The following is a 19998-nucleotide window of genomic DNA, read 5'->3' as shown; positions in this document are numbered from 1 at the left end:
CGTCGGCATACCGACCGGTCGGTGTCCAAGGGAGGTCACTGGATGAGCTGGTACGACGCGAAGCCCTGGCTCGCGAGCTACGACGAACGAGCGCGGAATGCCGAACCGGCCGAGCCGACGACACTGCCCGAGTCGTTCCGCCGTGCGGTGGACCGCGTCCCCGACCGGGCGGCGATCGCGTACTTCGACGCGCGGCTGAGCTACCGCGAGGTCGACGAGCTTTCCGACGGCGTCGCGCGCTACCTGGCGCAGCACGGCTTCGCACGCGGCGACCGGCTCGCCCTGGTGCTGCAGAACATCCCGCAGTTCGTCATCGCGCTGCTCGGCGCGTGGAAGGCCGGCGGGATCGTCGTGCCGGTCAACCCGATGTACCGCGAGCGCGAGCTGACCCACGTCTTCACCGACGCCGGCGTCAAGGCGGTCGTCTGCTCGCAGCGCGGCTGGAACGCCTACATCGGCGAGACCGCGGCCGCGAACGGCGTCGGCATCGCGCTCACCACCAGCGAGCTGGAGTTCCAGACGCGGAACGACGAACGCGTGCTGGGCAAGGTGACCCGCGAAGAGACACCGGGCGCCACCGACCTCCTCGAAGCCGCCGCCACCCCGGGCCCGAAGCCGCCCGAACCCGCCTTCGCGCTCGACGACACGGCGTTGATCAGCTACACCTCCGGCACGAGTGGCACCCCCAAGGGCGCCACCAACACCCACGGCAACATCGGCACCAACGCGAGCGCGCTCAGCGATTTCAGCGGGCTCGGCGACCGGGCGACGCTGTTCGGCCTCGCCCCGCTGTTCCACATCACCGGGATGGTCTGCGAGATCGCGTCGGCGATCGACATCGAGGGCACCCTCGTGCTGGCCTACCGCTTCGAGCCCGGCGTGGTGCTCGACGCCTTCCTCGAGCACCAGCCGTTCTACACCGTCGGCCCGTCGACGGCCTACATGGCGCTGATGGCTCATCCGGACTTCAGTCGCGAGCACTTCGCGTCGTTCAAGATGCTCTATTCCGGCGGCGCCGCACTGCCCCCGGCGGTCGTCGAGGCGTTCCGCGAAAAGACGGGCCACTACATCCACAACGGCTACGGCCTCACCGAGACCACCGCGGGCTGCGTCGCGGTACCCAGCGAGCGGGAAGCGCCGATCGACCCGGCGTCCGGCACGATCTCGATCGGCCTGCCGGTGCCGGACACGATCGTCCGGATCCTCGGCGAGAACGGCGAAGAACTGCCGTTCGGGCAGGCGGGCGAGATCGCCGTCGAGGGCCCGATGGTCGTCTCCGGCTACTGGAACCGCCCGGACGCGACGGCCGAGGCGCTGCCCGGCGGGCGGCTGCTCACCGGCGACATCGGCTTCATGGACGAGCGCGGCTGGGTCTACGTCGTCGACCGCAAGAAGGACATGATCAACGCGTCCGGCTTCAAGGTCTGGCCGCGCGAGGTCGAAGACGTCCTGTACACGCACCCCGCGGTCCGCGAGGCCGCCGTCGTCGGGATCCCCGACGAGTACCGCGGCGAGACGGTCAAGGCGTACGTCAGTCCCGCGCCGGGCGCGACCGCCGACCCGGCGGAACTGGTCGCCTGGTGCAAGGAGCGGCTCGCCGCCTACAAGTACCCGCGCACCGTCGAAGTCCTCGACGAGCTGCCGAAGACCACGAGCGGCAAGATCCTGCGCCGTGAACTCCGGGCGAGGGGCTGATGGTCGAGACCGTCCGCGGCGCGATCGCGCCGGAAGCGCTGGGCAAGGTCCTGATGCACGAGCACCTCTTCGTGCTCAGCCCGGAATTCGTCGCCAACTACCCGGACCACGACGGGTTCAAGGAGGACGAGCACGTCCCCGAGGCGATCCGGCGGCTCAAGGAGCTGAAGGACGCCGGGATCGACACGATCGTCGACCCGACGGTGATCGGCCTCGGCCGCTACATCCCGCGCGTGCAGCGGGTCGCCGCCGAGGTCGAGGTCAACATCGTCGTCGCGACCGGGCTCTACACGTACAACGACGTGCCGCACTACCTGCACTTCCGCGGGCCCGGCACGACGCTGCAGGGCGAGGACCCGCTCGTCGGGATGTTCGTCGGGGACATCCGCGAGGGCATCGCCGGCACCGGCGTCAAGGCGGGGCTGCTCAAGTGCGCCACCGACGAACCCGGCGTGACCCCCGGCGTCGAACGCGTGCTGCGGGCGGTCGCTAAGGCGCACGCCGAGACGGGCGCGCCGATCATGACCCACACGCACGCGGGCACCCGGCGGGGGCTGGAGCAGCAGAAGATCTTCGAAGACGAGGGCGTCGACCTGGGCAACGTGCTGATCGGGCATTCCGGCGACTCGGCGGACCTCGGGTACCTGACCGAGCTGGCCGACCGCGGGTCGCTGCTCGGGATGGACCGCTTCGGCCTCGACCTGCTGCTGCCGTTCGAGGAGCGGGTGAACACGGTCGCGGCGCTGTGCGAGCGCGGCTACGCGGGCAGCATGGTGCTCTCGCACGACGCGTCCTGCTACATCGACTGGCTGCCCGCCGACCAGCTGCCGGTGCTCACGCCGAACTGGCACTACCTGCACATCACCCGCGACGTGCTGCCCGCACTGCGGGAGCGCGGGGTGTCCGAAACGGACATCACGACGATGCTCGTGGACAACCCGCGGCGGTTCCTGTCCTGGCGGGACTGAGCCGTTATCCTGTGCCTTCACACTCGGAGAGGGGGTACTCGCCGTGACCCGAGCGAGCACCCGGAAGCCGGGCGAGGCGGCCGGCGACGACCAGGCCGCCGTGCCGCGCCGGCTGCTGGAGCACGCCACGAAGCTGTTCGCCAAGAAGGGCTTCGACCGCACGTCCGTCCAGGAGATCGTCGAGGCCGCGGGCGTCACCAAGGGCGCGATGTACCACTACTTCGGCTCGAAGGACGACCTGCTCTACGAGATCTACGCCCGCGTCCTGCGCGAGCAGACCCGCCAGCTGGAGAGCGTCGCCTCGTCGAGCGCCCCGCTGCGCGAACGCCTCGGCGCCGCCGCGTCCGACGTCGTCGTGTCGAGCATCGACAACCTGGACGACAACACGATCTTCCTGCAGTCGATGCACCAGCTGTCGCCGGACAAGCAGAAGGCGGTGCGCGCCGAGCGCCGCAAGTACCACGAGCGCTTCCGCGGCCTGGTCGAGGAAGGCCAGGCGTCGGGCGAGTTCCGCACGGACAAGCCGGCCGACGTGGTCGTCGACTTCTTCTTCGGGTCGGTCCACCACCTCGGGTCGTGGTACCGCCGCGGCGGGACGCTGTCGGCACGCCAGGTCGGCGACCACTACGCGGACCTGCTCCTGGACGCGCTCAGGCCACCTGGCTAGGTGACCCTCGCGCGCCGGGGCTGGTGCGCGAGATCGGCTAGTAACGCCGGAGGTGGTCCAGCAGGAGGGCGCTGACCTCGTCGGGGACCTCCATCGCCATCCACTGGCTGGCGCCCTCGACGATCTGGAAGCGGTACTCGGCGTCGATGTGGTGGACCGTCAGCTCCGCGGCGCTCTGGCCGAGGTACGGGTCCTCGCTGCCCCACAGGTAGAGGGTCGGGACGGTGATGCGGCCGGCCGGGACGTCGAATACGTCGTTCGTGGCGCCCCGGTACCAATTCAGCGTCGCGGTGAGCGCACCCGGTTCGGAAAGGCGTTCGACGGCGCGCTCGACGAATGCGACCGGAATCCGGCGGTTGTAGACAGCGCGTAATTGCGCGCCTTCGTCGCGTAAGAGGAATTTCTCGGCTTTCCCGACGCCGCGGCGGAAGAAGCGGATGTAGCCGAGGTCGTGGAACTGCCCGTCGTCGGTGGCCGCCGCGCGCTGCAGGGCCGACGGGTGCGGCGTGGAGAGGACGCTCAGCGACCGCAGCCGGTGCGGGTGCGCGGTGGCGAGCGCCCAGGCGACCATGCCGCCCCAGTCGCGCGCGACCAGGTGGAACCGGTCGGCGCCCTGGCTGTCGGCGAAGGCCAGGGCATCCCCGACGAGGTGGTCGATCGAGTAGTGCTCGACGCCGTCGGGGCGCGCGTGACGGGCGTAGCCCCGCTGGTCGACGGCCAGGGCGCGGTAGCCGGCCTCGCCGAGGGCGTGCAGCTGCTCTGTCCAGGCGTCGGCGAATTCGGGCCAGCCGTGCAGCAGCAGGACGAGCTCTCCCGATTCGGGCCCGGCTGCGAGCGCGCTGTGCCGCCGACCGCCGACGACGACGGTCAATTCCTCCAACGCGGCGGGCGCCCCGGCCTCCGTCGGCGCGACGGCGAATTCCATGGCGCCCAGGCTAGATCGCGACGGGTGGGGAGAACCATGGGAAGCGGGGCACTTTTGCCACCCTTTTGCCTCTCGAGTGGCCTGGCTCACAGAATTTTCGCTCAGATGAGCGAAAATGCGAAAAAAGCTGAATACTATTCACGAACGGGGGGCCCGACGGTCGTGAGTGGGAAACCGCGTTCTAACCCTGTTTCCCACTCACGACCCCGCCGCGGCAGACCGCTCGCTCGCAGCCCGTCGCCGTCCTGCTCAGGCCGGCAGGTCCACCAGCTCGGCCAGCCGGGCCCGGTGCTTGCCGGGTGTCCCCAGCGCCAGCTCGTCCGCCTTCGCCCGCTTCAAGTACAGGTGCGCCGGGTGCTCCCACGTCATCCCGATGCCGCCGTGGAGCTGGATCGCCTCCTCCGCCGCCCGCACCGCGATCGGGGCCACCCGGGCCTGGGCCACCGCCACCGCGATCGGCACGTCCGTGCCCGTCGCCAGGGAATCGGCCGCATACCGCGCCGCCGCCCGGGCGAGCACCAGGTCCGTGTACAGGTTCGCCAGCCGGTGCTTCAGCGACTGGAACCCGCCGACCGGCCGCCCGAACTGGTAGCGGCCCTTCAGGTACGACACCGTCTCCGTCAACGCCCACTCGGCCACGCCGGTCTGCTCCGACGCCAGGATCCCGGCCCCGGCCAGCAGGGCCTCCTCCAGCGCCGAGGCCGCGTCCGGACCCGACGCCACGAGCACCGCCGGGGCGTTGTCCAGGACCACGTCGGCCACCCGGCGCGTCAGGTCGAACGACACCAGCTCCGACACCGTCGCCACCGACGCCTCGACCACGTACAGCCCCGGCCCGTCCGGACCCGCGGCCGGCACGACCAGCAGGTCCGCCACCGACGCGTCGGCGACCGTGCCCACCCGGCCGGAAAGCGTGCCGGACGGCGACGCCGTCACCGACGACGGGAAACCCGCGCCCGGTGCCGTCGACAACGGGACGGCCAGCGCACCGATCGCCGACCCCGTCGCGAGCCGCCGGACGAACCCGCCCGCGCCCGCGCGGACCAGCGCCGTCGTCGCCAGCACGACACTGCCCAGGAACGGCACCGGCGCGACGCTGCGACCCAGCTCCTCGGCCACCACGGCCACCTCGCGGGCCGACGCGCCGTGCCCGCCCAGTTCCTCGGGCACCGCCAGCCCGGCCACGCCGACCTCTTCGGCCAGCGTGCGCCACAGCTTCAGGTCGTACCCCTCGGCCGTCTCGACGCGCGCCAGCAGCGCCTCCGCCGAAGCCTTGTCCTTCAACAGGTCCCGGACCGAGGCTCGCAGGTCTTCTTCGACGTCGGAATAGAGCAGGTCACTCATCGGGGGAGGTCCTTCCAGGCGACGTCCTTGTCGACGCGCGGTTCCGAGGGCAGCCCCAGCACGCGCTCGGCGATGATGTTGCGCAGGACCTCCGAGGTGCCGCCCTCGATGGAGTTCCCCTTGGCGCGCAGGTAGCGGTAGCCGGCTTCGCGGCCGGTGAAGTCGACGATCGCCGGGCGCCGGAACGTCCAGTCGTCGTAGGCCAGGCCCTCTTCGCCGAGCAGTTCGACCTCCAGGCCGGTCAGCGCCTGGTTCAGCTCCGAAAACGCGACCTTCATGGCCGAGCCCTCCGGCCCGGGCGCGCCCGCCGTCAGCTGCTGGCGCAGCCGGGTGCCGGCCAGCCGCAGCGTCTCCGCTTCGACCCAGCGCTGCACCAGGCGGTCACGCAGCTCCGGCGTGCGCAGCTCGGGCCGTTCGCGCCAGGTCTTCGCGACGATGCCGATCAGCCCGCCCTCGCGCGGCTGGACGTGCCCGCCGATCGCGACGCGCTCGTTCATCAACGTCGTCTGCGCGACCTTCCAGCCCTCGCCGACCGCGCCGAGGCGCTGCGTGTCCGGGATCCGGACGTCGGTCAGGAAGACCTCGTTGAACTCGGCCTCGCCGGTGATCTGGCGCAGCGGCCGGACCTCGACACCCGGCGCGGTCATGTCGCACAGGAAGTACGTCATGCCCTGGTGCTTCGGCACGTCCGGGTCGGTGCGGGTGACCAGGATCGCCCACTGCGACTCGTGTGCGCCCGAGGTCCACACCTTCTGGCCGGTGACGATCCAGTCGTCGCCGTCGCGCACCGCCCGCGTCCCGAGCGCCGCGAGGTCGGAGCCGGCGCCCGGCTCGGAGAACAGCTGGCACCACACCTCCTCGCCGGTCCACAGTGGACGCAGGTAGCGCTCGCGCTGCTCCGGCGTGCCGAAGGCGAGGATGGTCGGCGCGGCCATGCCGAGGCCGATGCCGATCCGGCGCGGGTTGTTGTCCGGTGCACCCGCGTCCGCGAACACATCGTCCACAACGGACTGCAGGGCGCGCGGCGCGTTCTGCCCGCCGAGCCCGGCGGGGAAGTGGATCCACGCGAGACCGGCGTCGAACCGGGCCCGCAGGAAGTCCATCGGGTCGGTCGTCTTGGGGTCGTGCGCGGCCAGGAACTCGGTCGCCTGGCGGCTCAGGTCTTCGGCGGTGACAGTCACTTCGCGCCCTCCGAGAGGTACTTCTTCAGCTCACGCCGGGCGAGTGAGCGCTTGTGGACCTCGTCCGGCCCGTCGGCCAGCCGCAGCGTGCGGTTGCCCGCCCACATCGCTGCCAGCGGGAAGTCCTGGCTGACGCCGCCCGCGCCGTGCACCTGCACGGCCTTGTCGAGGATCCACTCGACGGTGCTCGGGGTGGAGATCTTGATCGCCTGGATCTCGGTGTGCGCGCCCTGGTTGCCGACGGTGTCCATCAGCCACGCGGTCTTGAGCACGAGCAGCCGCTGCTGCTCGATCTTCACGCGCGACTCGGCGATCCAGTCCTGGACGACGCCCTGCTGCGCGATCGACTTGCCGAACGCTTCACGGGAAATCGCGCGGCGGCACATGAGTTCCAGCGCCCGCTCGGCCATCCCGATGGCGCGCATGCAGTGGTGGATGCGGCCCGGCCCGAGCCGCGCCTGCGCGATGGCAAAGCCGTCGCCCTCACCGGCGATCAGGTTCTCGACCGGCACGCGGACGTCTTCGAAGAGGACTTCGGCGTGGCCGCCGTGGTCGCTGTCGTCGTAGCCGAAGACGTGCATGCCCCGCTTGACCGTGACGCCCGGAGTGTCGCGGGGGACCAGGATCATGCTCTGCTGCTTGCGCGGCGGGCCGTCCGGGTCGGTCTTGCCCATCACGATGAAGATCTTGCACGCGGGGTTCATCGCGCCGGAGATGTACCACTTGCGGCCGTTGACGACGTACTCGTCGCCGTCGCGGCGGATGCTGGTCTCGATGTTGCGGGCGTCGGAGGAGGCGACGTCCGGCTCGGTCATCGCGAACGCGGAGCGGATCTCGCCGTTCAGCAACGGTTCCAGCCACTGCTTCTGCTGCTGCTCGTTGCCGAACATCGAGAGCACTTCCATGTTCCCGGTGTCCGGGGCCGCGCAGTTGACCGCGGTCGGGGCGAGCCGGATGCTGCGGCCGGTGATCTCCGCCAGCGGCGCGTACTGCAGGTTCGTCAGGCCCGCGCCGTGCTCGCCGGGGAGGAAGAAGTTCCAGAGGCCGCGCTTGCGCGCTTCGGCCTTGAGCTCGTCCATGACCGGCGGGATGGCCCACGGGTCGTCACGTTCGGCGAGCTGCTGCTCGAACACCGGCTCGGCGGGGTAGATGTGCGAGTCCATGAACTCGAGGAGCTTCCCGCGCAGCTCCTCGGTCTTCTCGTCGAACGCGAAGTCCATTACTTCTCCTCTTTGAGAATCTCGTTGCCGTGCGTGATGAGCAGCGGAACGCCGGCCCCGACGCCCTCGAAGCCCGCCCCGACCGTCTGGCCCTTTTGGTAGCGGTAGTAGATGCCTTCGAGGATCACGGCCAGCTTGAAGAACGCGAAGCTGACGTACCAGTTCAGCTGCGAGACGTCCCGCCCCGAGCGTTCGGCGTAGCGCGCGACGACCTGGTCGGTCGTCGGGTAGCCCGGCGCCGAGCTGGCGTTCGAGACGAACTGCAGCGACACCTTGTCGCGCTCGGCGTAGGCCACCAGCAGCGCGAGGTCGGTCAACGGGTCGCCCAGCGTCGACATCTCCCAGTCGAGCACCGCCGAGATCCGGTCGTCGCCGTCGACCAGCACGTTGTCCAGGCGGTAGTCGCCGTGGATGATCGACGGCGTCCCGGACACCGGCACCGCCGCGGCGAGCCGGTCGTGCAGCTCCTCGATGCCCGGCAGGTCGCGGCTGCGGGACGCGTCGAGCTGCTTCTTCCACCGGCGCAGCTGCCGCTCCAGGAAGCCCTCCGGACGGCCGAAGTCGCCAAGGCCGACGGCGGCCGGGTCGACCGCGTGCAGGTCGACGAGCGTGTCGACCAGCGCGTCGGCGATCGCCCGGGTGCGGTCCTCGCCGAGTTCCGCGAGTTCGTCGGCGGTCCGGTAGGGCGTGCCGTCGACGAAGCTCATGACGTAGAACTGCGCCCCGACGACGTCGGCGTCCTCGCAGAGCAGGATCGCTTCGGGCACCGGAACCGCGGTGTCGCGCAGACCCGAGATCACCCGGAACTCGCGGCTCATGTCGTGCGCCGTGGGCAGCACGTGCCCGAGCGGCGGCCGGCGCACCACCCAGCGCGACCGGCCGTCGCCGACCACGTAGGTGAGGTTCGACCGGCCGCCCTCCACGACGTCGGCGGTCAGCTCCCCGGCTACCAGGCCGGGCCGGTGCGCGTCCAGGTGGGCGCGCAGGCGGCCCAGGTCGAGTCCCGGCGGGTCGGTGCGGCTCATCCAGCCTCCTCAAGCACGGTGTGACGGGAGCATACCGACTAGTCGGTATGACGCATAGTGCGCGTGGCGAGCGGCACCTTCACCGGGAAAGCGCCGCTCGCCACGCGGCGTCAGGCCAGGAACCGCGTCACCCATTCGGCGACGCAGGCGGGCTTCGCTTCGCCGTCGATCTCGACCGTCCACTTCGACACCGCCTGCTTGCCGCCCGGGATGTCGGTGATCTCCGCCAGCTCGGCGCCGGCGCGCACCTTCGAGCCGACCCGCACCGGCTGCGGGAAGCGGACCTTGTTGAGGCCGTAGTTGATCCCCATCTTGATCCCGTTGACGCGGTAGATCTTCGGGCCGAACGCCGAGAGCAGCGACAGCGTCAGGAAGCCGTGGGCGATGGTGCCGCCGAACGGGCCCGCGGTCGCCATCGGCTCGTCGACGTGGATCCACTGGTGGTCGTCGGTGGCGTCGGCGAACTGGTTCACCCGGTCCTGGGTGACCTTGAGCCATTCGCTGTACCCGAGGTGCTCGCCGACCGCGGCGGCGAAGGCGTCCAGGTTCTCGAACTCGCGCATCGCCCTCAGTCCTTCGGTCCGCCGGCGGCGTAGATGACCTGGCCGGAGACGAACCCGGCGCCTTCGCTGACCAGGAACGAGGCCAGGTTCGCGATGTCGTCGGGCGTGCCGACGCGCTGCACCGGGATCTGCGACGCGGCCGCGGCCTTGAACTCCTCGAAGCCCATGCCGAGCCGCTCGGCCGTCGCGGCGGTCATGTCGGTGGCGATGAAGCCCGGCGCGATCGCGTTGGCGGTGACGTTGAACTTGCCCAGCTCGATGGCGAGGGTCTTGGTGAAGCCCTGCATGCCGGCCTTCGCGGCGGAGTAGTTGACCTGGCCGCGGTTGCCCAGCGCGGACGTGCTGGAGAGGTTGACGATCCGGCCGTACTTCTCCTGCGTCATGTACTTCTGCACCGCGCGGGTCATCAGGAACGAGCCCTTGAGGTGCACGCCGAGGACGGAGTCCCAGTCCTGCTCGGTCATCTTGAAGATCAGGTTGTCGCGGGTGATGCCGGCGTTGTTGATCAGCACGACCGGCGGGCCCAGCTCGTCGGCGACGCGCGTGACGGCCGCCTCGACCTGCTCGGCGTCACTGACGTCCAGCGCGACGCCGACGGCCTTGCCGCCCTTGGCCACGATCGCCTCGGCGCCCTGCTTGACGCCGGCCTCGTCCAGGTCCAGCAGCCCGACGGCGAAGCCGTCCTCGGCCAGCCGCGCCGCGACGGCGGCACCGATGCCGCGGCCGGCACCGGTGACCACGGCGACACGGGAAGGGGAATCGGTCACGGGGGACCTCCTCGTCGTTGAGAAGCGGGCTCGTGCCCACGAGCCTACTAAGCGGTTGGTCACGGACGATACGGGTAACGGCCCGTATCGCGCTGCCAACGTACGCAGATTTCGGGGCTTCCGCCTGGGCTGACCGGGTTTGCCGAGGAAGCCGCGGGCGCCGGGGAAGGCCGGTGGCCAACGTCACACCGGGGTCGGCGGGTCGCGTACCGGCGGATCGGTGACTTCGAGGTGGTGAACCGCCCGGCCGAACCACTTCGACGGCGCGAGGGGCGCGGCCGGGCACGCGAGCACGCTTGTCGAGGATGTGCTCAAGCGCGGGCTGACGGCCCACGGGCCGAAGAACAGGCACTCGACGAGTGCTCGCGGGTCCAGGTCGCTGGCCCGGGGTTCGCAGGTGTCCAGCTCCGCGGCGATCCGGGCGAGGTCGACGCTGCCGTCGGCGGCGTGGGCGAAAGCGTGGCCGGGAAGCCGGTGATCAGCCGCGCATCTCGGCGGCCTGCTCGCGGAGGGCGTCGACGACCGCGGTGGCGCCCGCCGAGCGGCCCGGCCGGGTGAGCACGACCGCCGATCGGCCGCGCCAGGCCGGATCCTCGACGGGGACGACCACGACCCCCGCCGGTACCGACGCGGCCGCCACGCCCGGCAGCAGCGCGATCCCCAGCCCGGCCGCCACCATCCCCAGCCGCGTCGTCCAGCTGCGGACCGCGTGGCCGACCCGGGGTTCGTCCAGGGTCGGCCACGCGCCGAACTGCGGCTCTCCGCGGCCGCCGCGGCCTACGATCCACGTCTCGTCGCGCAGGTCGGCGACGTCCACCGGCCGCCGGTGCGCGAGCCGGTGCCCGGCCGGGACGGCGACGCGCAGGTCGTCCTCGGTCAGGACGTCCTGGTGCAGGCCCGCGAGGTCGTAGCCGGGCAGCCCCTCGCCGACCCCGATCACCACGACCTCGGTGCGCCCGCCGCGCAGCCGCGCGAGCAGCGCCGGGGTCGCCCCCTCGTCGAGGGTGACCACCAGCCCGGGGTGCCGGGTGCGCAGGACGGCGAGCGCGCGGGGGACCAGGACCGCCGCCGCGGCCGGGAAGACACCGATCAACAGCCGCCCCGCCAGCCGGTCGCGCAGGCCCGCCAGTTCCTGCTCCGCCGTGTCGACGACGGCGAGCGCGGTGGTGGCGTGCCGGGCCAGGAGCGCCCCGGCCGGGCTCGGCCGTACGCCGCGGGCGTGCCGCTCGAACAACGCCGTGCCCGCGGCGGCTTCCATCATCGCGACCTGCCGCGAGATGGCGGACTGCGTGTAGCCGAGCGACGCGGCCGCCGCGGTGAACGAGCCCGTGGCCGCCACTTCGCGGACGACTCGCAAGCCGGTCAGCGTCACTTCTCCCATCCCGGCAGCTTAGCCATGAGCAGACCGCATGGCAGTCATGAGCAGACATCGCTGGTGCTCATGGCTTGGAGCTCCCAGCATGGAAGCATGATCTGGTTCATCACAGGCTCCTCGAAGGGCTTCGGCCGCCACTGGACCGAAGCCGCCCTCGACCGCGGCGACCGGGTCGCCGCCACCGCACGCACTCCTGCTGACCTCGACGACCTCGCCGAGCGGTACGGCGACGCGGTCCTCCCGCTCGAGCTCGACGTCACCGACCGCGACGCCGCGTTCGCCGCGGTCCGGCGCGCCGCAGACCATTTCGGCGGCTTGGACGTCGTGGTCAACAACGCCGGCTACGGCCACTTCGGCCGCGTCGAGGAACTCGGCGAAGACGACGTCCGCGCCCAGCTGGAGACCAACTTCTTCGGCGCGCTCTGGGTCACGCAGGCGGCGCTGCCGATCCTGCGCGCGCAGCGTCGCGGGCACATCGTCCAGGTCACCAGCGAGGGCGGCGTGCTCGCGTTCCCGGGCATCGGCGCCTACCACGCGTCGAAGTGGGCACTGGAAGGCCTTTCCCAGTCGCTGGCGCAGGAAGTCGCGGAGTTCGGCATCCACGTCACCAACCTGGAGCCGGGGCCGTACGCGACCGACTGGCTGAGCGTGGGCTCGCGGCGGAGCACACCCAACCCGGACTACCCGGCCGCCGGCGAAGGCCACTGGGACGTCGGCGACCCGCACGCCACCCGGGCGGCGATCCTCGCGCTCGTCGACGCCGCCGACCCGCCGCTGCGGATGTTCCTCGGCAAGTCGCTGCCCGCGGTCACCGAGGAGTACCAGGAGCGGCTGAAGACGTGGACCGCGTGGCAGGACGTGGCGGTGCGGGCGTTCGGCTGAGCGCCGCGTGCGGGTCGTCCGCGGGCACCCACCCGGTGTCGAGGTCGAGCGCGGCGACGTCCCGGGTGAGCGCCTCGACCGTCGCGAGGACCGGCGCGCGGGTTTCGTCGCGGCGGGCCACCAGTGACCACGTCCACAGCGGAGCCGGCCCGGTCACCGGCCGGCGGGCGAGGTCCGGCGGAACCGGCGTCGTCTGGCCCTTCGGGGAGTTGAGCACCGGACGGCGCAGCCGGCGGACGTGATCGAAGAACGCCGGGCCGGTGACGCCGCCGTCGTGGGTGCGCACGACTTCGGCGCCGGTGACCCGGGCGAACTCCGCGGCGAAGAGGTTCCACGACGCCCAGCTGGCGGTGTCGTCGTCGACGAGCACGACGACGTCCTGCGCGGGCACGTCGGCGGTCCCGGTGCCGATCGCGTGGAGGCGGTCCGCGCCGAGCAGGTGGGCCGCCAGGTCGTGCTCGGCCAGGTCGGCCGTCCGCGCCCAGCAGATCGCCAGGTCGATGCTCTGCTCGGCGACCCGGCGCAGCTGGGCGTGCGAGGGCAGCACCCACGTGTCGACGTGCAGGTGCGCGACGCCCGCCACGCGGTCGAGCAGGTCGGCGGGGCGCCAGTTGACGTATCCCAGCCGCACCGGCTCGTGCGCGGCGATCCCGGCCGCCGCGCGGCGCAGCTCGTCCGCCTGCTCCAGCAGCGCGAGGACCCGCGGCAGCAGCGACTCGCCGCACTCGGTGAGCGTCACCGACCGGCGGTCGCGGTCGAAGAGGCGGACGCCGAGGTCGCGTTCGAGCGCCTTGATCTGCTGGGACAGCGACGGCCCGGCGATGCGCAGCCGCTCCGCGGCCCGGCCGAAGTTCAGTTCGGTGGCGACGGCCACGAAGTACCGAAGCTGGCGTAGCTCCATACCGGGAGCTTAGTGCGGTGGGAGCCCGGGCCTCCCAGCTGAAAGCGAGCCGGTCGTGGCGGGGCCGGTTCCGCTCGGCACATCCTCGGTCCGGGAAGCACACCCACCAGGAGGAACCATGAACATCCAGAAGGTCGCGGTCGTCACCGGCGCCTCGCAGGGCATCGGCGCGGCCGTGGTCGAGGCGTACCGGAAGCTCGGCTACGCCGTGGTCGCGAACTCACGGTCCATCACCCCGCCGGGCGACGCCGGGATCCTGGCCGTCGCGGGCGACATCGCCGACCCGGCCGTCGGCGCCCGCGTGATCGACCGGGCGCTGGCGACGTTCGGCCGCGTCGACACGCTGGTCAACAACGCCGGCGTCTTCGTCGGGAAGCCGTTCACCGAGTACACCGAGGCCGACTTCGACCTCGTGACCGGCGTGAACCTGCGCGGGTTCTTCACGGTCACCCAACGCGCCGTCGCCGCGATGCTGGAGACCGGCGGCGGGCACGTCGTCAACGTCACCACCAGCCTGACCGACCACGCGAACAGCGCGGTGCCGTCGGCGCTGGCGTCGCTGACGAAGGGTGGCCTGAACGCGGTCACGAAGTCCCTGGCCATCGAGTACGCCGCGCGGGGTGTCCGCGTCAACGCCGTGTCACTCGGCATCATCCGCACCCCGATGCACCCTCCCTCGACGCACGACGCGCTCGCCGGCCTGCACCCGCTCGGGCGGATGGGCGACACCGGCGACATCGCCGACGCGGTCGTCTACCTGGAGGGCGCGCCGTTCGTCACCGGCGAGATCCTGCACGTCGACGGCGGCCAGAGCGCGGGACACTGACCGCCATGGACATCCTCACGGAAGTGCTGGACGCCTGGAAGTCCGCGGTCGACGCGCACGACCCGGACCGGGTGGCGGCGTCCTTCACCGAGGACGCGATCTTCCAGGGCCTGCACCCCTACAGCGTGGGCCGGGACAGCGTGGCCGCCTACTACGACTCCCAGCCGCTCGGCATGACGGCGGACTACCGCATCCTGGAGACCCGGCGCCTCGCCGAAGACGTGGTCCTCGGGTATTCGAGCGTGGACTTCGGCTTCACCGACCGGCCGACGCTCTCGGTGCACCTGAGCGTGATCGTCCGCCGGGCCGGAGACGCCTGGCTGATCGCCCACTATCAGGTCTCGCGGCTCTGAAAGGAGCACGACGATGGAGTTCCTCGTCGACATGACGACCACGGTCCCGCCGGGCACGAGCGACGAGACAGTCGCGGACACGCGACGGCGCGAAAGCGCGCGGAGCAAGGAACTGGCGGCGCAAGGCCACCTCCTGCGGCTCTGGAAGCCGCCGGAGGGGCCGGGCGAGTGGCGCACGATCGGGCTGTTCGCCGCGGCCGGCGAGGCCGAGCTGCGGCAGGTGCTCGAGTCGATGCCGCTGCACGCCTGGATGGCGGTGGCGGTGACGCCGGTCGAGCCGCACCCGAGCGACCCCGGCGTCGGCCGCCCCTGAACGCAGTCGTGAGCGGGAAACGGCGTTTCCCGCTCACGACGCGGCCGCGGGTTTGTGGCCGGCGGGGCCGGGTACACCGCGCGCAGCGGTGCCTGCCGGTGTTCGAGCTCAGCCCGTGATGTGGATGATCCGGGCAGCCGGGCGGGCACCGCTGCTAGCGTCCGGCGGCCGCCATGACCGGGTGCCACGGCGTCGCGTCGAAGATCAGCGTGATGGCCGTGATCTTCCCGTCCTGCAACCGGAAGTGCTCGGCCGTGCGCTGGGTGCCGACCGGGGTCGCGGTGTGGACGTCGTACACGAGCGTGGCCTCGGACTCGCCGTAGAGTTCGCTGATCAGGTCGACGCCGGTGACCACGCCGATGAACGCGCCGAGCCCCGCCAGGTGGCCGCGGGCGTCGTCCGAGCTGATCAGCGGGCTGCGGAAGGTGAACGTGCTGGCCAGCTGCGCGGCCGCGGCGGTGACGTCGCCGGCGAAGCGGGCGCGGGAGTAGGCCGAAACGGTCTCGCGGGTGGTCATCGGTTCTCCAGGTGCCGGGCGAGGGCCTGCTGGTTTTCCGCCAGGCGCAGGCAGAGGTGACGCAACTGGGTCGTCTCGGCGGCGGTGAACCCGCGGAAGAGCGCCGCCATGGCCAGCTGTGCCGGCCGGCGGAACTCCTCGAGCCACTTCCGGCCGCCGCCGGTGATCCGGACCAGCACGGACCGCCGGTCACGCGGGTCGGGGACCCGCACCGCGTGCCCGGCGCGCTCCAAGGTGTCGACCAGACCGGTGACGTTGCGCGAGCTGACGCCGGCCGACGCGGCGAGGTCCTTGATGTTCGCTTCGGCCGTGCTCAGCCGGATGAGGATGTCCAGGGCGCCCGAGCTGAGGCCGCGGCTGTCGGTGCCGTGGGACCGCAGCTGGTCCAGGCTTCGGGCGGCCGTGCGGACGGCCGCGGCGGCTTCGAGCACGCCGGTGTCTTCGCCGCGGGTGAACTCGGCCAGCGCGCCGCGGACGTCGGGGGAGTAGAGGTGGTCGTCGGAATCTTTGGCGAAGTCGTTCATAGTGAAGTTCTACATTAGTACGTACTTCTGTATTCGCGTCAAGATCAGGTCGTCGCCAGTCGTTTACCAGGGTTTCGCCCGGCGTTAGCCTCGGGCCCGGCACAGGTTCTCGAAGGCCCGCACATACTGACCCGGCTCTCCACCCCGACACCCCCGGAGTCCCCATGACGGACGTCAACCGACGGCGTTTCCTGCAGCTGGCCGGCGGCACCGCCGCCCTTTCCGCACTCTCCACGAGCATCGCTCGCGCCGCCGAGATCCCCGCCGCCCGGCGGACCGGGACGCTGCGGGACATCGAGCACATCGTGGTCCTCATGCAGGAGAACCGGTCGTTCGACCACTACTTCGGCACGCTGCGCGGCGTCCGCGGCTTCGGTGACCCGCGCCCGGCGACGCTGGCCTCCGGCAAGTCCGTCTGGGCGCAGTCCGACGGCAAGCGCGACATCCTGCCCTTCCACCCCGAAGCGGACAACCTGGGCCTGCAGTTCATCCAGGACCTGCCGCACGGCTGGAACGACACGCACGCGGCGTGGAACGGCGGCAAGTATGACAACTGGGTGCCCGCGAAGGGCTCGACCACGATGGCGTACCTGACGCGCGAGGACATCCCGTTCCACTACGCGCTGGCCGACGCGTTCACGATCTGCGACGCCTACCACTGCTCGTTCATGGGTTCGACCGACCCGAACCGCTACTACATGTGGACCGGCTACACGGGCAACGACGGCCAGGGCGGCGGCCCGGTCCTCGGCAACGACGAGAAGGGCTACTCCTGGACGACCTACCCGGAGCGGCTGGAGAAGGCCGGGGTGTCGTGGAAGATCTACCAGGACGTCGGGGACGGCCTGGACGCCGCCGGCGGCTGGGGCTGGATCGAGGACGCCTACCGCGGCAACTACGGCGACAACTCGTTGCTGTACTTCAACTCCTACCGCAACGCGAAGCCCGGCGACGCGCTGTACGAGAAGGCGCGCACCGGCACGAACGCGAAGGCCGGCGAAGGCTACTTCGACCAGCTGCGCGCCGACGTCAAGGCCGGGAAGCTGCCGCAGGTCTCGTGGATCACCGCGCCCGAGGCGTTCTGCGAGCACCCGAACTGGCCGGTGAACTACGGCGCCTGGTACATCGCACAGGTGCTCGACGCGCTGACGGCGAACCCGGACGTGTGGAGCAAGACCGCGCTGCTCATCACCTACGACGAGAACGACGGCTTCTTCGACCACGTCGTGCCGCCGTACGCCGCGGCCGGCCAGTCCACTGTGGACACCACGGGGGAGATCTTCGCCGGCTCGGCGGCGAACCCGGCCGGCCCGTACGGGCTCGGCCAGCGCGTCCCGATGCTCGTGGTGTCGCCGTGGAGCAAGGGCGGCTACGTGTGCTCGGAGACGTTCGACCACACCTCGATCATCCGGTTCATCGAGCGGCGCTTCGGTGTGCAGGAGCCGAACATCACGGCGTGGCGGCGGTCGGTGTGCGGCGACCTGACCTCGGCGTTCGACTTCGCGCGCACCGACACCCGCGTGCCCGCGCTGCCCGACACCGCCGGCTACCAGCCGCCGGACCGGCTGCGGCACCCGGACTACGTGCCCGCGGTCCCGGCGCACAACGTGCTGCCGAAGCAGGAACGCGGGCTGCGGCCGGCGCGGGCGCTGCCGTACGACCTGTCGGCCGACGCCCGGCTGGCGAACGGCACCCTGACGGTCACGTTCGCCAACCACGGCCGCGCGGGCGCGGCGTTCTACGTCGTGACGCCGTCGGGCGAGCCTCGCACGTACACAGTGGGCGCCGGGAAGTCGCTGCCGGCCGCTCTGCCCGCTGCCGCGGCGTACGACTACACGGCCTACGGGCCCAACGGGTTCGTGCGGCAGTTCCGCGGCGGGGCCGCCGGGCCCGAGGTGAGCGTGCGCCAGGAAGGCGGCGAGCTGGCGCTGGTCTTGGCCAACCCGGGGACGACGCCGGTGCGGCTGACGGTGTCGGACGCGTACGGGCGCTGCTCGTCGACGCACCAGCTGCGCCCGGGCGCGCGGGTCGTCGAGCACGTGGACACCCGGCGCAGCAACGACTGGTACGACGTGTCGGTGTCGTCGGACCGCGACCCGAAGTTCCTGCGCCGCCTGGCGGGGCACGTCGAGACGGGCCGCCCGAGCACGAGCGACCCGGCGACGCTCACGACGTAGCGGGTTCCCTGCCGCGGCGCCAGTCCGATGGGCTGGCGCCGCGGTTGCGCTTGAACGCCACGCTGAAGGCGAACGGGTCCTCGTAGCCGACCGCCTTGGCCACCGCCGCGACCGTGTCTTCGGTGTCGCGCAACAGATCCGCGGCCAGCGTCATCCGCCAGCCGGTGAGGTACGTCAGCGGCGGCTCGCCGACGAGGTGCGCGAACCGCGCGGCGAACGCGGCCCGCGACAGCCCGGCCCGGGCGGCCAGCGCCGCGACCGTCCACCGGTGGGCGGGCTCGGCGTGCAGCAGGCGCAGGGCTTCCCCGACCTCGGCGTCGTCCAGCGCCCGGAACCACGGCGAGGGCGCTTCCGACGCGCACCACGCCCGCAAGGCCAGCACGAGCACGAGGTCCAGCAAGCGCCGGAGCACGGCGTCCTGGCCCGGTTCGTCGCGGGCGATCTCGGCGGCGAGCAGGTCGAGCGCCGCCCGCGTCCGCGGCCCGGCGGGCACGACGGCCAGCGGCGGCAGCAGGTCCAGCAAGCGGCCGGCGACGACGCCGCGGAGTTCGTACGCGCCCCGCACCATCGTCGTGGCGCCGGGCGCGCCGTCGCCGTAGGTCCGCGGCGCGCGGGGCCGGACGTCCGCGGTGATCGGGTACTTCCGGCCGCCCCGGATCACGACCTGTGGCGCGGTGGCCGGGTCGTCGGCGATCGTGTAGCCGGGCGCGCGGATCAGGGCGAGGTCGCCGGCGGCCACCGGCACGGGTGCGGCGTCGCCGACGCGCAGCGACGCGTGCCCGCCGAGCGTGGCGACCAGGGTGAGCGGCGGGCCGTCCTCGAAGGTCAGCGACCACGGCGGCCGCTGGATCAGCTGCCGGACCAGCGCGTCCGCGGCGTGCGCCCGGTGCAGCAGGTCGCTCAGGACGTCCATGGCTCGACCCTAGACGATCACAAAGGAATCGTCGACTATCTCCCATGGATCGTCTTGCCGGTGCCGCCCAGGATGAGGACATGTCGAACATCCTGATCCTCGGCGGCACCGGCAAGACCGGTCGCCGCGTCGCCCGGCGTCTCGACGGCGCCCGGATCGCCGCCCGCACCACCGGTTTCGACCTCGGCGACCCGTCGACCTGGGCACTGGACGGCGTCACCGCCGTCTACCTCGTCGAACCGGACCTGCGAGCCGAGCCGCGCCTGCCGCGGCTGGTGACCGAGGCGGTCGCGGCGGGTGCGCGGCGGCTGGTGCTGCTGTCCGCTCCGCGCGCCGGCGAGGAGGGCCATCCGCTGCACGCCGCCGAGCGGGCCGTCCGCGGCTCCGGCGTCGGCTGGACCATCCTGCACCCGAACTGGTTCGCGCAGAACTTCAGCGAAGGCCCGTGGGCACGAGGAATCCGCGACGGCGTCCTGACCCTGCCGGCCGGCGCGGGCCGCGCGCCGTTCGTCGACGCCGAGGACATCGCCGAGGTCGCCGCGTCCGCGCTGACCGACGACCGGCATCACGGCCAGGTCTACGAGCTGACCGGCCCGCGCGCGGTGAGCTTCGGGGAAGCGGTGGGCGTGATCGCCCGGGCCGCCGGGCGGAAGATCGAGTACGCCGACGTCGAGCCCGAGGCGTTCGTCGAGCGTCAGATCGCTTACGGCGTCCCGGAAAACGTGGCCCGCCTGCTCACGGGCTTGCTGGCGGACCTGCGCGACGGCCGGGGTGCCGACGTCGCGGACGGCGTCGAGCGCGCCCTCGGCCGGCCGCCCCGGTCGTTCGAGGACTTCGCCGCCGCGACGTCGTGGCGGTGACC

The 19998-nt window shown here is 71.8% G+C and carries 21 protein-coding genes; 9 read left to right on the top strand and 12 right to left on the bottom strand.

All coding sequences use genetic code 11. The annotated features are described in order from the left end of the window. The first annotated feature begins 42 nt into the window (after positions 1-42). Genes OG738_RS40380 through OG738_RS40370 form a run of 3 tightly spaced genes read left to right on the top strand, consistent with a single transcriptional unit; the run spans position 43 to position 3330 of the window. Positions 43-1695, top strand: coding sequence for an AMP-binding protein (locus OG738_RS40380; protein ID WP_329049013.1), 1653 nt, complete (start codon positions 43-45; stop codon positions 1693-1695). Beyond that, positions 1695-2663, top strand: a complete 969-nt coding sequence (locus tag OG738_RS40375; RefSeq protein WP_329049011.1) for a phosphotriesterase family protein — start codon at positions 1695-1697, stop codon at positions 2661-2663. Before OG738_RS40380 ends, OG738_RS40375 begins: the two co-directional genes overlap by 1 nt. Positions 2664-2706: 43 nt before the next feature. Further along, a complete protein-coding gene (locus OG738_RS40370; protein WP_329049009.1) occupies positions 2707-3330 on the top strand; it encodes a TetR/AcrR family transcriptional regulator in 624 nt (207 codons plus the stop codon). Positions 3331-3367: 37 nt separating this feature from the next. Here the strand turns inward: OG738_RS40370 and OG738_RS40365 are convergent, their stop codons facing one another. The 8 genes from OG738_RS40365 to OG738_RS40330 all read right to left on the bottom strand — a co-directional run bounded on the left by OG738_RS40365 (position 3368) and on the right by OG738_RS40330 (position 11736). Beyond that, a complete protein-coding gene (locus OG738_RS40365) occupies positions 3368-4255 on the bottom strand; it encodes an alpha/beta fold hydrolase (RefSeq protein ID WP_329049007.1) in 888 nt (295 codons plus the stop codon). 249 nt (positions 4256-4504) lie between these two features. After that, positions 4505-5599: an acyl-CoA dehydrogenase family protein gene (locus tag OG738_RS40360; protein WP_329049005.1), complete on the bottom strand. Its 1095-nt coding sequence runs from the start codon at positions 5597-5599 to the stop codon at positions 4505-4507. Next, positions 5596-6780, bottom strand: a complete 1185-nt coding sequence (locus OG738_RS40355; protein WP_329049004.1) for an acyl-CoA dehydrogenase family protein — start codon at positions 6778-6780, stop codon at positions 5596-5598. The genes OG738_RS40360 and OG738_RS40355 overlap by 4 nt, the downstream gene beginning before the upstream one ends. Continuing rightward, the gene (locus OG738_RS40350; protein WP_329049002.1) at positions 6777-8000 is read right to left on the bottom strand and encodes an acyl-CoA dehydrogenase family protein; all 1224 of its coding nucleotides are present in this window, start codon (positions 7998-8000) and stop codon (positions 6777-6779) included. The genes OG738_RS40355 and OG738_RS40350 overlap by 4 nt, the downstream gene beginning before the upstream one ends. Next, a complete protein-coding gene (locus tag OG738_RS40345) occupies positions 8000-9025 on the bottom strand; it encodes a phosphotransferase family protein (protein WP_329049000.1) in 1026 nt (341 codons plus the stop codon). Before OG738_RS40345 ends, OG738_RS40350 begins: the two co-directional genes overlap by 1 nt. A 110-nt stretch (positions 9026-9135) precedes the next feature. Continuing rightward, positions 9136-9588 carry a MaoC family dehydratase gene (locus OG738_RS40340; RefSeq protein WP_329048998.1) on the bottom strand — a complete coding sequence of 151 codons (453 nt, stop codon included), beginning with the start codon at positions 9586-9588 and terminating at the stop codon, positions 9136-9138. Between the two features lie 5 nt (positions 9589-9593). Next, positions 9594-10355: a 3-oxoacyl-ACP reductase FabG gene (gene fabG / locus OG738_RS40335; RefSeq protein ID WP_329048997.1), complete on the bottom strand. Its 762-nt coding sequence runs from the start codon at positions 10353-10355 to the stop codon at positions 9594-9596. Between the two features lie 478 nt (positions 10356-10833). Beyond that, on the bottom strand, positions 10834-11736 hold the full coding sequence (locus OG738_RS40330) for a LysR family transcriptional regulator (protein WP_329048995.1): 903 nt from the start codon (positions 11734-11736) through the stop codon (positions 10834-10836). Between the two features lie 87 nt (positions 11737-11823). On the opposite strand from OG738_RS40330, the gene OG738_RS40325 reads away from it, so the two are divergent. Continuing rightward, positions 11824-12612, top strand: coding sequence for an SDR family NAD(P)-dependent oxidoreductase (locus OG738_RS40325; RefSeq protein WP_329048994.1), 789 nt, complete (start codon positions 11824-11826; stop codon positions 12610-12612). Here the strand turns inward: OG738_RS40325 and OG738_RS40320 are convergent. Continuing rightward, positions 12539-13513, bottom strand: a complete 975-nt coding sequence (locus OG738_RS40320; RefSeq protein WP_329048993.1) for a LysR family transcriptional regulator — start codon at positions 13511-13513, stop codon at positions 12539-12541. The genes OG738_RS40325 and OG738_RS40320 overlap by 74 nt on opposite strands. A gap of 118 nt (positions 13514-13631) precedes the next feature. On the opposite strand from OG738_RS40320, the gene OG738_RS40315 reads away from it, so the two are divergent. The 3 genes from OG738_RS40315 to OG738_RS40305 are packed head-to-tail and all read left to right on the top strand — an operon-like array spanning position 13632 to position 15005. After that, a complete protein-coding gene (locus tag OG738_RS40315) occupies positions 13632-14339 on the top strand; it encodes an SDR family NAD(P)-dependent oxidoreductase (RefSeq protein WP_329048991.1) in 708 nt (235 codons plus the stop codon). A 5-nt stretch (positions 14340-14344) separates the two neighbouring features. Next, the gene (locus OG738_RS40310; protein ID WP_329048989.1) at positions 14345-14692 is read left to right on the top strand and encodes an SgcJ/EcaC family oxidoreductase; all 348 of its coding nucleotides are present in this window, start codon (positions 14345-14347) and stop codon (positions 14690-14692) included. A gap of 13 nt (positions 14693-14705) precedes the next feature. Then, the gene (locus OG738_RS40305) at positions 14706-15005 is read left to right on the top strand and encodes a muconolactone Delta-isomerase family protein (protein ID WP_329048988.1); all 300 of its coding nucleotides are present in this window, start codon (positions 14706-14708) and stop codon (positions 15003-15005) included. A gap of 154 nt (positions 15006-15159) precedes the next feature. Here the strand turns inward: OG738_RS40305 and OG738_RS40300 are convergent, their stop codons facing one another. Continuing rightward, positions 15160-15522, bottom strand: a complete 363-nt coding sequence (locus OG738_RS40300; protein ID WP_329048987.1) for a hypothetical protein — start codon at positions 15520-15522, stop codon at positions 15160-15162. Then, on the bottom strand, positions 15519-16046 hold the full coding sequence (locus tag OG738_RS40295; protein ID WP_329048985.1) for a MarR family transcriptional regulator: 528 nt from the start codon (positions 16044-16046) through the stop codon (positions 15519-15521). Before OG738_RS40295 ends, OG738_RS40300 begins: the two co-directional genes overlap by 4 nt. Positions 16047-16210: 164 nt before the next feature. On the opposite strand from OG738_RS40295, the gene OG738_RS40290 reads away from it, so the two are divergent. Further along, positions 16211-18223: a phosphocholine-specific phospholipase C gene (locus OG738_RS40290; RefSeq protein ID WP_329048983.1), complete on the top strand. Its 2013-nt coding sequence runs from the start codon at positions 16211-16213 to the stop codon at positions 18221-18223. On the opposite strand, the gene OG738_RS40285 is transcribed toward OG738_RS40290, so the two are convergent. Further along, positions 18213-19136, bottom strand: a complete 924-nt coding sequence (locus OG738_RS40285) for an AraC family transcriptional regulator (RefSeq protein ID WP_329048981.1) — start codon at positions 19134-19136, stop codon at positions 18213-18215. The genes OG738_RS40290 and OG738_RS40285 overlap by 11 nt on opposite strands. An 80-nt stretch (positions 19137-19216) precedes the next feature. Between OG738_RS40285 and OG738_RS40280 the strand changes: the two genes are divergently transcribed. Next, positions 19217-19996, top strand: a complete 780-nt coding sequence (locus OG738_RS40280) for an NmrA family NAD(P)-binding protein (protein ID WP_329048979.1) — start codon at positions 19217-19219, stop codon at positions 19994-19996. Positions 19997-19998: the final 2 nt, after the last annotated feature.

This window comes from Amycolatopsis sp. NBC_01488 (genome assembly GCF_036227105.1).
Taxonomy (GTDB): Bacteria; Actinomycetota; Actinomycetes; order Mycobacteriales; family Pseudonocardiaceae; genus Amycolatopsis.
This window is presented reverse-complemented; position numbering and strand designations above follow the sequence as displayed.